Origin of the sequence: Novosphingobium taihuense (assembly GCF_007830315.1) — a bacterium.
GTDB classification, from domain to species: domain Bacteria; phylum Pseudomonadota; class Alphaproteobacteria; order Sphingomonadales; family Sphingomonadaceae; genus Novosphingobium; species Novosphingobium taihuense.
Window position 1 is genome coordinate 24,749 of record NZ_VLKJ01000013.1, and the last position, 12,377, is coordinate 37,125.

A 12,377-nucleotide genomic window follows, 5' to 3' on the forward strand; every position below is an offset into this window, starting at 1 on the left:
GTCCGTCAAACCAGTGCGTTGGCCTTGGCGATGGCGCCGAGCACTGCTGCGCTCGGCTTTGCCGTGCGTTCGAAAGTTACCGGGTCATAGCTGGCAAGGCCGAACTTGGGCTTGTAGCCGAAAACCCACTCGAAGTTGTCGATCAGCGACCAATGGCAATAGCCTATCACCGGCACGCCATCATCGATGGCCTGCTTGAGGCCCGCCAATGCGGGTGGGATAAAGGCTGCGCGCACAGCATCGTCATCGGTGCCGACACCGTGCTCGGAAACCAGCACCGGCCGCCCGGTCATCGCATGGGCATAGCGCACGGCCCCGCCAAGCGACGCAGGCCAGACCTCGCCTCCCGACCAGTTCCGAACGCTGCCTTCAGGCGCGGGAAGCCTGCCCTTGTCGCCCCACAGTGCACGCTCGTAGTTTTGCACGCCGATGAAATCGTCAGCTTTCGCCAGCTCGAGCCAAGGCCCGTAAAGCTCCTCGCGCATGCGGTCGCGGATCGAGTTCCTGCCGACGGCCTGATCGTCCATCATTGCCAGAGAAACGCCCACCGGAAGGTCACCGCGCACCGCCTTGATCGCCGCGCGTCCTGCCTTGTGCGCGGCGAGCTGGCCCAGCTGCAGAGCGGGCAGATCGTCATAAGCTGCCACGTTGCCGCATACCATCTTGGCAACGCCAAGGCGCTTGGCGGCCGTGTCCAGCGTCAGCTTCTCGATGTCCCAGACCGCCTTCGGCAACGCCTGTCTTAGCAGAATCATGAGGTTCGGCTCGTTCAGGGTGATCGCGCTGTGCATCTGCGCGCCCATCGCCTGCGTGACACGGGTACAATAGCGGGCAAACAGCTCCGCGCTTTCGGGGTTGATCCAGCCGCCCTGCGCGCTGAACCACAATGGTGCGCTGAAGTGGTTGTAGGTGACGACCGGAGCCAGCCCGCGCGCGCGACATCCTTCGATTACCCGCCGGTAGTGCCCGAGCATCGCTTCGCTGAACTGGCCCTTGACCGGTTCGATCCGCGCCCATTCGACGCCGAAGCGATACGTGTTGAGCCCGATAGATTTGGCCAGATCGAGATCGCGCTCCCACAGCAGCAAACTGTTGGCAGCATCGCCCGAAGGCTCCCGGAATACGGTCGGCTGCTGGTGTTCAAGATACCACAGATCCGACGCGGTGTTGTTGCCTTCGATCTGGTGCGGCGCCGTCGATGCGCCCCACAGGAAGCCTTGCGGGAAGGAGGGACTGGCGACGTTGCGCTGCCGCTTGCTGGCGGCGGACAGTGGCGCGGCGGCGGCAAGGGCTGCGCCTCCGGCAAGAACGGTGCGACGGTCGAACATCATTTCTCCTCAAAGCTTTGCACCAGCACCTATGCCAGCTGCACCGCAAGGTAAAATACCCGATTATCGCCCAGCCATCGCTGCAGGCTATAACTCGGCCATAACCTCGAGCATCGCCCGGCCAAGCGGCGGCAGCCTGCGGTCGGCAAGGTGGCGTACGCCTACGCTGCGCTCGAACGTCGCCTCGGCAATGGCGATGGCGCGCAGCACGCCGATGCTCAGCTCTGCGGCAGCGACAGTGCGCGGCAGCACGGTCACGCGATCGCTGTGCCGGACGATCGCCTTGGTGGTGAGCAGCGAATCGCAGCGGATCACGTTCTGCGGCACCGGCACGCCCGCGGCGAGGAACAGCGCATCGACCTGCCGCCGGAACGCGCCTTGCGCCTCGGGCAGGACCCACGGCAGATCGGCCACGTCGCGCAGCGAGAGGGCATCGTTCAGCGCATCGTGCCGCCGCCCGACGATGAGCGCGAACGAATCCCGCGATGCCGTCACTTCAACAAGGTCCGACGGGCACTCCTCGATTTCGGTGGTCACGAAAGCAAGGTCGATTGCGCCAGTGCGCAGCAGGTCGGCCAGTTGCGGGTCCGGCCGCTCGATCACACTCAGCGCGAAAGGCCCCACGCGCTCCTCAAGCTGCGCCACCGCCTGCGGCAGAAGGCTGACCAGCGCGCCCGGCGTGCCGCCGATCCGTAGCGGCCCTGCCACATTGCGCGCAGCGTGATCGACCTCGACCGCTGCCGTCTCAAGCAGACGGACCATCGCCTCGGCCCGGTCGCGCAGCGCCTCGCCCTCGCGCGTCAGCACGATGCCGCTGCGTGCGCGGGCGAAGAGCGTGACGCCAAGCCTTTGCTCGAGGAGCGCAATCGTGTTCGAGACCGAAGGCTGCGACAGGTTCATCGCCCGCGCCGCGCCACTGATCGATCCCGTCTCGCACACCCGCCAGAACGTGGCGACGGCGCGCGGGTCGATGCGGAGTCGGGAGGGCTGGTCACTCATCCCGATACCTTACCGCGCAAGCATAGCGCCTGTCTATGCAACGGCGCGCGACAGGCCTTGTCACCCCCCTAACAGCCATTGTCATCGGACATCCCTGCGCCCGCGCGATAGCTGAAACGCCATCATCCAGTCGCGAGGGGTACGATGGCGACCAAGCATCATTTCCTGCAGGCCACCGCCTGCACCATGGCCGTGGCGGCAGCGCTGCCCGCGCCAGCGTTCGGCCAGACAGCGAACGCCAGCGAAGCTGAAACCCGCTACGCCGCTCTCGCTGCGCAGGAACGCGCCAAGGCCGGCGACCCGGCGTTCGACTACGCCCTCGGCCTCGCTGCCTCCGATGCGGGGCACTATGGCGAGGCGATCGTCGCCCTCCAGCGCGTGCTTGCCCGCCAGCCCGACAACGCCCCGGCCCGCGCCGAACTCGCCCGTGCGTATGCGCTTGCCGGAGACATCGACACCGCCCGCGCCCAGTTCGCCACCGTGGTCGACGATCCGACGATCCCCGATCCGGTGCGTCAGCGCTTCACCGGCTTCGTCCGCCAGTTCGACAAGCAGATCAAGGGCGGCGGCTCGGATGTCTCAGGCTTTGCCGAGGCCGCATTCGGGCATGACAGCAACATCAACTCGGCCACTCAGCTGACCTCGATCACCATCCCCCTCTTCGCAGCGCTTGGCCCCGGCACGCTGGGCAATGGTGCGCGCGCGCAGAAGGACGAGTTCTACGACCTGTCTGGCGGCGTCAGCGCGGTCAGCGCGGTCTCGCGGCAGGACCGCGTGTTCGGCTCGCTGCTCGGCAACTTCCGCGACAATCTCGATTCTGCTGCCTTCGATCAGGCCAGCCTTACCGGCACCGCAGGCTTTGCCCACACGTTCGCCAACCGCGATGTCGCCTCGCTTTCGGGGCAGGTGCAAAAGTACTGGCTCGGCCACAAGGGCTTCCGCACCGCCTATGGCGCGATCGGCCAGTACACCCACATGCTGGCCGGGGGCAAAGCCCTCTCCGCCTCCGTCCAGTATACCCGCTTCGATTATGACCGCGATCCGTTGCGCGATGCAGACCGCTTCGCCGTCGGCCTCGGCCTTGCTGCGCGGCAGTTCTCGGTGAACCTGATCGGCGGTCACGAGGAAACCCGCAAACAGGCGGGCGACGCCGAATCCAACACCTTTGCCGGAGCCAGCGCGGGCGCGGAAGTGCAGATCGCGCCCAAGGTGGCGGTCGTTGGCGGCATTGCCTTCGACTTGCGCCGCTATGACCGCGCCGACCTGCTGTTCATGCGCAAGCGCCATGACGAGCGCGTGGACGTGACCGCTGCGGTCAAGATCGCGGTGCTGCCGCGCCTGTTCCTCCAGCCCAAGGCGACATGGTCGCGCAACTGGTCGAACATCGCCCTTTACGATCACGAACGCTGGACCGTGCAGGCCGGCGCGCGCTTCGAATTCTGATCCGGGAGACAAGTCCCATGAAAGCTTCAGCCCTCACCGCCCTCCTGATCGGCGCTTCCTCTCTGGCCGTGGCCACCCATGCCAAGGCGCAGGAAGTGGTCTTTGCCGACAATGCCGACCTTGCCGCCGCCGCCCTGCGCGGTGAGCGCGTGACCCAAGGCTCCGGCGTCACCCAGATCCGCCTGTCGAGCGGCGCGATGCTCTCCTTCGTCGAAGGCGCGGAATTCCAGCTGCGCCCCGATGGCACGGTCGACCTGTTCAAGGGCAACGTCACCGTCACCGGCGCTGGCATGAGCGAAACCGTGGTGCGCCTCGGCGGGCAGGGCTCCGGCAAGATCAGCGGCGCGGGATCTTCGGGCAGCTTCTCGGTCGATACCGATGCCAGCGGCAAGACCAAGGCGACAGGCCGCGTCCTCACCGGCCTTGCCTCCATCGCCAACGGGCGCGAGGAAAAGCGCTTTGCCGCAGGGCAGGCCTGGGAAGTCGCCAATGGCCACCCGCGCCTTGCAACGTCCGCCCCGGTCGCGCCTGCCCCGCGCATGACGCCGCAGCGGCAGGCCCAACTGGCCACGCAGACGCCCGCCCCTGCTCCCGCCCCGACGCCAGAACCGCAAGTTGCCGCGATCAGCGAAGGCGGCCCTGCCGCTGCGGCGGAGAACGGCGTGCCGGTCGTGCTGGGTGAAGCGCTTGCCGCTGCCGGGGCTTCGGGCGACATCGTCTCCTCGGGCCAGCGCGTCGAGGCGGCCGTCGCCAATCCTTCGCTCGAAACTTTCCCGTCGGATGATCTGGCGAACCTCGTCGCATATGCCGCGCGGCTGCAGACGCTCTACGGCGGCCAGCCGTTCAACCAGGCCCAGGCCGACGTGATCCGCGCCTACCTGAACTATCTCGCCAGCGGCCAGTCGCAGGCGCAGTTCCTCACCGTCTATGCCGGACTGATGGTGCAGTTCCTCGATCTCGTCCGCTCCGGCGCGGCACCATCGTCGTTCAGCGGGACGTCGCTGGCTGACATAAACGCCTTCATCTCCTACCGCTCGCGCACCGATGGCTTTGCCGCGCTGTCGAGCCAGAACCGCGTGCTGGTCGACGCCTATATCGCCTTCGTGCTAGGCGGCGGCAGTGCAGACCAGTTCGTCGCGCGCTATACCACGCTGACCCAAGCCTACTTCACTTTCATCCGTGGCGGCGGCGATCCGCTGGCCTTTGAAGGCGCAACGCAAGCCACGCTCAGCGCATACATCACCTTCCTCAACGATTCCGGGTTGCTGGTGCGCCTTGCCGAGAGCGACCGCGCGTTTCTGCAGGCCTATCTCGCCAATGGCGGCACGGCCTTCATCCAGCAGTACCGCACCGCGCTGACCACTTACTTCGCCTATCTGCAGAGCGGACAGTTGCCGAGCCAGTACGAAGGCGCCGATCCCGCCGCGCTGCGCCAGTACCTCGAAACGCTGCAGGCGACCGGGCTGTTCGAACAGGTGCTGGGCGCACAGGCGACGTTCTATGCGCAGTATCTCGCCTACCTGAAGCAGGGCGGCACCATCGACGGCTGGCAGGGCCTGCCCGCCAATGTCTTTGCAGGTTATGCGCAGGCGCTCGCGAGCTATCAGGCCTACCTTGCCGCAGGCGGGGTGCCCTCGGCCTATACCGCGCTCGATCCCGCGGTGCTGCGCCAGTATCTCGATGCGCTGGCGGCGGCAGGTGCGCTTGACCGGTTCCTTGGCAACACCGCCACGTTCTATGCGCAATACCTCGCCTACCTTGCAGACGGCGGCACGATTGACGGGTGGCAGGGCCTGCCATTCAACGTCTTCACCGGCTACGCCACCGCACTGCAGGCCTATTACGATTTCCTGCAGAACGGAGGCCTGCCCTCGGCCTATACCGCGCTCACGCAGGACGAGATCCGGCAGTATCTGGCAGCCCTTTCGGCGGTCGGCGCGAACGAGGCATTCCTCGGCCAGCTTGCCAGCTTCTACACGGCGTTCTTCACGTATCTTGCCAATGGCGGAAACCCGGATCTCTACACCGGCCTGCCGACCCCGCCGAACTATCAGGCCTTTGCCGATGCGGTCGCCGCCTATGTCGCCTATCTTCAGGCGGGCGGCGTGCCGAGCGCTTACACGGGCGCTGATCTTGCCCTGCTGCAGCAGTACATCAAGGCACTGATCGACAGCGGCAAGCTTTCGACGCTGCTGGCAGGACAGGCCGAGTTCCTCACCGCCTATTATGCGTTCCTTGTGGGCGGCGGCACGGCGGACGGCTATTCGGCGCTGCCGGTCTATGCGACCTACGTTACCGCGCTCGAGGCCTACTACGCTTTCCTGGCGAGCGGCGGAAAGCCTTCGGACTATACCCTGCTCACGCAGGCGCAGATCCTCGCCTACCTCAAGGCGCTGACCGATGCGGGCGTGCTTGCCGCGCTGTTCGACGGGACGACCCTGAGCTTCATCCAGAGCTACTACGTCTATCTGGCAGGCGGCGGCAATCCGGACCTGTTCTCGGGGCTTCCGGGCAGTGGCGGCGGCACGGGCGGTGGCGGAACGGGCGGCACGCGCCTGACGACCTACACCGGCGGCTTCCCCTCGAACGCATCGGGATCGAAGGCCATCGCCGGCCACGCCGGGAACATCCAGCCAGCCAACTCGACGCCCACCGTGAACGCAAGCGGTGAACTGGAAACGGCGGGCGACATTGCCACGCTGGGGGCCAAGGTCACCGACGTTGCAGGCGATGCCAGTGCCATCGTCGGGCGCTACTACGATGGCAATGCCCGCTTCAAGAACAGCCAGTTCGGCTTTGGCGTGAACAACGGCCTGCCCTATGTCGTGCTCGCCCCCAAGGGCGGGACCCTGCCGGTCTCGGGCACGGTCGATTACAAGGTGCTCGCGGCAACGCGTCCGGTCTATTCCGACGGCCGCACCGCGCCGGGCACCTTCGATGCAGCGCTGACCCTGAGCTTCACCAGCAACAGCCGCGTCCTGTTCTTCCGCACGCTGGGCACCATCGTGATGCCTGAAAGCGGAGGCGACGTTACCTACACCTTCAGCACGCCCAATTATGCAAACGGGCAGCTGCAGGAGGTCATCTACGACAGCCTCGGCAACTACTTCTTCGGCACCGGCATGACAGGGCAGGGCGAAGGTTGCGTCGGCACCGGCTGCAACATCAGCCTCTACGGCGATTTCGCGGGGCAAGAGCAGGTCAACCGCCTCGGCCTGATGTACCAGACCTATGGCGGCAGCTTCAGCGCAGGCCGCATCCAGGGTGCGGTAATCTTCGGCAAGGACGGCACACTTCCGGGCGGTAGCACGGGCGGCGGAACGGGTGGAGGCGTCCTCACCGGCTACAGTGGTGGCTTCAACGGCACCTCCCCCCGGATCAACTTCATCACCACCCTGCGCCTGCCGGACGGTCGCCTGATCACCGGCAGCGAGCTGGGCTTCAGTGCCACAGCCTATACGCTCGATGCCAACGGCGGGCTGCAAAGCTACACCCGCCCGGCCAACATCACGCGCACGCCCGGCACGATGACGGTCAGCGATGTTGCTGGTGATGCTGATATAGTGCTCGGGCGCTGGTCCAATGGCACCAATACCGGAGCAAATCCGTTCACTCTCAACGCCAACCAGGGGCTGCATTATTTCGCCGCGCGGGCCTTGCCGACAAACTTCACGGCGCCGACGACGGGCATCGTCAGCTATGCTCTCTATGCCGCGACCAAGCCAACATGGATCGACGGATCGAGCGCGCCGGGCACGTTTACCGGCAGCTTCAAGGTCAATTTCGGGCGCACCCTGCCGATAGTGGCGATGGAAGCGCGTATCGTCATGCCCGGCGGCAGTCTTAATGGTGCCGATTACGTCTATAACATCGCCACCACGGGCGGCCTTGCCGACATCTCGCAGTCGACAACGCAGTTCCAGCTCTATTCTAACGGGACCTTCGGCTTCGTCGCGCCCGGGGACGACGGATCGAGCCGCTGCACGAATTTCTGCACCGTGGCCGTCAACGGCAGCTTTGCCGGATCGGCAGACAAGGCGGCAATCACCTACGCCGCGCTGACGCCGGGCGGCGACAGCAAGTACATCATCGGCTCTGCTGCCTTCAAGGCCAGCGGCACCGTCGCCTCGTCCGGCTCGCCCACGATCAGCTTCGCGCCAACTGCGGTTCTGCAAAACGGCGGCACTAACGCGTCCTCGTCCGCCGAAGTCACGGTCTCGCCGGACGGCACGATCAGCCGGGTCAAGCTGACGCCGAACTCCAACATCCTCTACGGCACCTCCTCGGTGCTCAAGGAACACGGCCGCATCGATGATGCAGTGGCCTGGACTCGCTGGGACGATACCGCGAACAATGCCTCGACCAATCCTCAGGTTCATATCGTCACCGGAACCGCAGCAGCCAACCTCCCGGTAAGCGGGACGGTAAACTACGCCGTCGTCGGATCGACCGCGCCGACCAACTTCAACGGGGCGGACGGCAACTCGGGTACGGCATCGGGCACGCTCGCCGTCCAGTTCGGCACGCAGGCCAAGGTCGGCTTCAACCTCAACGTCGCCACCGGCAACCGGGGCTGGACGGTGGCAACGCCGGGCGGATCGGCAGACCCTGGCAACGGCGGCCTCGTTGTCGGCGGCGACATGCGCTTCGGTTCGGGCTCGGTTGGCATCGCGGCGGCAAACGCCAACAGCTGCATCGGTTCTTGCACCGCAAGCGTGGTGGGCGCGCTCTATGGCAACGCTGCCAGCCACGTCGGGCTTGGCTATCAGATCAGCGATTTTGCCCCGACTGGCGCGTTCACCGTCAACGGCGTGCTTGTCTTCGGCAAGGTTGCTCCTTGATCGGCAAGCGCCACTGAAAGTAACGGCATTTGTCACGAGAGTGACGGGACAGTTGTGTGGGAGTTAGGGGGGAGTTGGGCGAGAGTCCCCGAGAGTTGGAAAGGGGCCGCACGGGAGTGTGGTCCGGCTTCTAGGGGATGACCGATGCTTCGCAAGACCTTCGCTTTCGCTGTACTTTCAATGACTTCAAGTGCCGCACTGGCGGCTGACAAGGAACCGCCCGTCACGCTCAACAAGTGCGAGACGAGCTACGGCACCGTCGCGCTCGTGGATGGCGACACGCAAGGCTGGACCAAGTACGGCCTCTCCTCCCCACGCGAGCTGATCGCCGCGATGGCCCGCGAATCCGGCTGCTTCGCGCTCCACGATCCCGCCAGCGGCAAGCCCGCCACGTTCCTGATGAACGTCATCGCAGGTGACAAGGAAGAGGTGGACCAAGCCATTGAAAAGGCGAAGGGAGTCGCCATGGAGGGCCTCGTCCGCTCGGGGGCGGCCAGCAGCATGTTGCGCGGAATCCCCGGCGGCGGCTCGATGCTCGGGATGTTCGGCGGCTTTGGCGGCAAGAAAAAGGTGGTGGCTGCCGGCATCCGCCTGATCAGCCCCGCCAACGGCCAGACCGTTGCCTCGGGCGCGGGAGAGGTCAAGAAGACCACGATTTCGTTCGGCAACGGCGGCGGCACGATCGGCGCAGTGGCCAGCGGCGCGACCGGTGCGGCCTATGCCGGGAGCAAGGACGGACAGATGCTGATCGAGGCATTCGTCAAGGCTTTCAACGGCTTGTCGGCCCAAGGACCGTCGCTGGCTTCGCTGGTCCCGGCGGCAGCCGCCGCTCCTGCACCGGCCCCGGCTATGTCGGCCGCAACGACGGCAGTCGACACCAAGATGCTCGCCAAGGCCGACCTCAAGTCCGCAACGCTGCGCACCGTGCGCGCCGGAACCGCTCTCACCCCCACCGGCCAGCGGCAGGGTCTGTTCGTCGAGGTCCAGGACAGCTTCGGCACCAAGGGCTGGGTCTCGGTAGAGGACATGCGCTGACATACGCACAAAACGAAGTGTTGCATGGCTACCGTCCGGCGTGAAAAGATCGCGTCGGACGGTTTGCCCGCAACCGGGGGCAAGCCGAGGGTGCAGACATGATGGGCAATCTCAACATCCTCTATGTCGAGGACGATCCGCGCGCCGCGCAGGCGGTGCAGGACCTCGTGCTCGCCGATGGTGACCGGCTGGCCTGGGAGCAGACCGGAACCGGCGGCTTGCAGCGCGCCGGAGCCGAACAGTTCGACGTGATCATCCTCGACCGCATGCTCCCTGACATCGACGGCCTGACCATCGTTTCGCGCCTGCGCGCCGCAGGCGTGGGCACGCCGGTGCTGATGCTTTCGGCGCTGGGGCGCAGCGAAAACCGCATTGAGGGGCTGGAAGCAGGCGTCGACGATTACCTCGCCAAGCCCTATGAACCGCAGGAACTGGTGGCTCGTCTGCGGGCACTGCACCGCCGGGCGGCGGGCGCGGTCCATGGGGCGGTAATCATCTACGGCGCGTTCGAATGCCACGTGAAAGCCCGCACAGCGTTCCGTTCGGGCAAGCACATCGCGCTCAGCCCCAAGGAATTCGCCCTGTTCCGCTATTTCATGGAGAATGCGGGCGAGACCGTGACCCGCGAGATGCTGCTGCGCGACGTGTGGAACATGAACTTCGATCCGCAGACCAACGTCGTCGACGTCAATATCGGCCGCCTGCGCCGCAAGCTTGAGGACGGTTTTGCCGCGCCTGCGCTCGAGACGATCTGGGGCGCGGGATACCGCCTGACGAGAGGCGAATGAAGCCTGCGCGCGTCCGTGCACGGTCGATCTTCGGCCAGCTGACGACGGCCTCGATCCTCATCGCGGTCATCGCGGTGGGCGTGCTGTTTGCGGTTACCACGATCACCGTCCAGCGCCAGACGCGCAGCTCGCTTTCCGCCACAGTCTCGACCGATCTGGCCGGCCTGATCGATATCTATGCGACCGCAGGCCGCGAGGAACTGCTGCGCCGCGTGGCAGACCGGCAGGATGTCGTCAGCCTTGAAGGGCGGCGATCGCACTACATGATTGCCGATGGCGCCGGGCGCTTGCTGGCAGGTGACGTGAAGCACTGGCCCGAACTCAACGCCGCGCGCTCGGAAGAGGGGTTCGTTACGCTCGGCGATGGCACCCAGGTCTATGCGCAAGGAGCCAAGCTTGCCCCGAACCTGCAACTGCTGGTTGCCCGCGAGTATGACCGCGACAGGTCTGCGCTCGCCGTGCTTTCAGCCGCATTCCTTGCCGTGGGCGCGGCCATCGTCGGTGCGGTGGCCTTCGTTGCATGGATCACGGCGCGGCATCTTGCGCGGCGGATGGATGCGGTGAATGCGGCGCTCGGCGCGGCGGCGGACGGGCGCGCCGCGAGCTTCCCTGCCCGCCAGCGCGGCGGCGACGAGATCGACGAAGTGGCAGGCCATGGCGCAAGGCTGCTGGCGCGGCAGGCGCAATTGCTGAAGGCCTACAAGCAGGTGTCCGAACACGTCGCGCACGAGGTGCGCACTCCGCTGATGCACCTCGACAACCGGCTCGGCACCGCGATGCAGGCGCGGCCCGAGGGGGCAGGCGGCCCCATTGGCCAGTCGCGCGAGGATATCCGCACGATCCTCTCGATGCTCGATTCGCTGCTCGACATCGCTTCTGCCGAGAGCCGCCGGGGCGATCTGGCGGGGTTGGCAGAGATCGACATGAGCGCCCTCGTCACAAGTCTCGCCGATCTCTACGAAGGAAGTGCGGAAGACGCCGGGCTGACCTTCGAAACGTCGATTGCCAAGAACGTGACCATGCTGGGCGAGCGGATGCAGATCACCCGGCTGCTGTCCAACCTGCTCGACAATGCGATCAAGTACGTGCCCGAGGGCGGGCGCGTGCGCCTGATCCTGCGAGCCGGGCCGCAGGTCACCGTCGAGGACGACGGGCCCGGAATTCTCCGCGACCAGCGCGACCGCATTTTCGAACGGTTCGCGCGCGCAACTGCCCCCGGCGACCGGCCCGGCCACGGCCTCGGCCTTGCCCTTTCCCGCGCCATTGCCGAACGCCACGGCCTTGTCCTGAGGCTGGGCGATGCCCCGCGCGGCGCACAATTCATCCTGGAGCCTGCCCCATGAAAGTCCTTACAGCCCTGAGCCTTGCCTGCGTGCTCGCGCTTGGCGGTTGCGCTGCCGATGGACAACAGGCGGCGCGCGGAACGCCAGCCCCCTTGCTCCTGACGAGCACCGCCGAACCGGCCGAGGCCGTGGCGGGCCTGCTGGCCGATGCCGATTCTGCACAGGGCGATCCCAAGCGGCTGGGCATGATCCTCGCCGCGCTCGACGCCTTCGGTGCGCGGCCCATGGCGGGCGAGGCAGACCCGGTTGTCGCATGGCGTAGCAGGGCCGAAATGCCCAAGGCACCACCCTATCGCGGCCGCGTGCTGGGGCCTGCCTATAAGGCGGGCATGCTCAATCCCGGCGCAACGGTGCGCCTGCCGCAACTGTTCGACGGCGGCAGATCAGCGCGCGTGGCGGTGGCGACGCCGGGACAGGCGGGACTCGATTTCACCGTACTCGACGGCGAGGCCAAGCCGGTCTGCCCGCCCGCAAAAGCCCGCACCCGCGAATGCATGTGGACGCCCCTGTTCAGCGGACGCTTCGAGATCGTGCTGACCAACCCCTCGAGCAACGCTGCGGGCTATTACCTCGTCATCGACTGAGGTTCGACTGGCGGGG

Annotated in this window: 8 protein-coding genes; 6 read left to right on the forward strand and 2 right to left on the reverse strand. The window is 66.1% G+C overall.

Annotation, left to right across the window (positions count from 1 at the left end):
* Positions 1-5: 5 nt before the first annotated feature.
* Together IQ25_RS18580 and IQ25_RS18585 are read right to left on the reverse strand one after the other, a co-directional pair.
* Positions 6-1,328, reverse strand: coding sequence for a family 1 glycosylhydrolase (locus IQ25_RS18580; RefSeq protein WP_144907778.1), 1,323 nt, complete (start codon positions 1,326-1,328; stop codon positions 6-8).
* An 87-nt stretch (positions 1,329-1,415) separates the two neighbouring features.
* Positions 1,416-2,327, reverse strand: a complete 912-nt coding sequence (locus tag IQ25_RS18585) for a LysR family transcriptional regulator (protein ID WP_144907779.1) — start codon at positions 2,325-2,327, stop codon at positions 1,416-1,418.
* Between the two features lie 144 nt (positions 2,328-2,471).
* Between IQ25_RS18585 and IQ25_RS18590 the strand changes: the two genes are divergently transcribed.
* The 6 genes from IQ25_RS18590 to IQ25_RS18615 all read left to right on the forward strand — a co-directional run bounded on the left by IQ25_RS18590 (position 2,472) and on the right by IQ25_RS18615 (position 12,361).
* Positions 2,472-3,770: a tetratricopeptide repeat protein gene (locus tag IQ25_RS18590; RefSeq protein WP_246415458.1), complete on the forward strand. Its 1,299-nt coding sequence runs from the start codon at positions 2,472-2,474 to the stop codon at positions 3,768-3,770.
* A gap of 17 nt (positions 3,771-3,787) precedes the next feature.
* Positions 3,788-8,611: a hypothetical protein gene (locus IQ25_RS18595; protein WP_144907780.1), complete on the forward strand. Its 4,824-nt coding sequence runs from the start codon at positions 3,788-3,790 to the stop codon at positions 8,609-8,611.
* A 144-nt stretch (positions 8,612-8,755) separates the two neighbouring features.
* Positions 8,756-9,646, forward strand: coding sequence for an SH3 domain-containing protein (locus tag IQ25_RS18600; RefSeq protein ID WP_144907781.1), 891 nt, complete (start codon positions 8,756-8,758; stop codon positions 9,644-9,646).
* A gap of 101 nt (positions 9,647-9,747) precedes the next feature.
* Positions 9,748-10,434, forward strand: coding sequence for a response regulator transcription factor (locus tag IQ25_RS18605; protein WP_144907816.1), 687 nt, complete (start codon positions 9,748-9,750; stop codon positions 10,432-10,434).
* The gene (locus IQ25_RS18610; protein ID WP_144907782.1) at positions 10,431-11,777 is read left to right on the forward strand and encodes a sensor histidine kinase; all 1,347 of its coding nucleotides are present in this window, start codon (positions 10,431-10,433) and stop codon (positions 11,775-11,777) included. Before IQ25_RS18605 ends, IQ25_RS18610 begins: the two co-directional genes overlap by 4 nt.
* Positions 11,774-12,361: a hypothetical protein gene (locus IQ25_RS18615; protein ID WP_144907783.1), complete on the forward strand. Its 588-nt coding sequence runs from the start codon at positions 11,774-11,776 to the stop codon at positions 12,359-12,361. Before IQ25_RS18610 ends, IQ25_RS18615 begins: the two co-directional genes overlap by 4 nt.
* The last annotated feature ends 16 nt before the right edge of the window (positions 12,362-12,377 follow it).

Coding starts and splice junctions, on each gene's coding strand:
- IQ25_RS18580 (WP_144907778.1), bottom strand. CDS start 1,328: ATGTTCGACCGTCGCACCGTTCTTGCCGGAGGCGCAGCCCTTGCCGCC.
- IQ25_RS18615 (WP_144907783.1), top strand. CDS start 11,774: ATGAAAGTCCTTACAGCCCTGAGCCTTGCCTGCGTGCTCGCGCTTGGC.
- IQ25_RS18585 (WP_144907779.1), bottom strand. CDS start 2,327: ATGAGTGACCAGCCCTCCCGACTCCGCATCGACCCGCGCGCCGTCGCC.
- IQ25_RS18605 (WP_144907816.1), top strand. CDS start 9,748: ATGGGCAATCTCAACATCCTCTATGTCGAGGACGATCCGCGCGCCGCG.
- IQ25_RS18590 (WP_246415458.1), top strand. CDS start 2,472: ATGGCGACCAAGCATCATTTCCTGCAGGCCACCGCCTGCACCATGGCC.
- IQ25_RS18610 (WP_144907782.1), top strand. CDS start 10,431: ATGAAGCCTGCGCGCGTCCGTGCACGGTCGATCTTCGGCCAGCTGACG.
- IQ25_RS18595 (WP_144907780.1), top strand. CDS start 3,788: ATGAAAGCTTCAGCCCTCACCGCCCTCCTGATCGGCGCTTCCTCTCTG.
- IQ25_RS18600 (WP_144907781.1), top strand. CDS start 8,756: ATGCTTCGCAAGACCTTCGCTTTCGCTGTACTTTCAATGACTTCAAGT.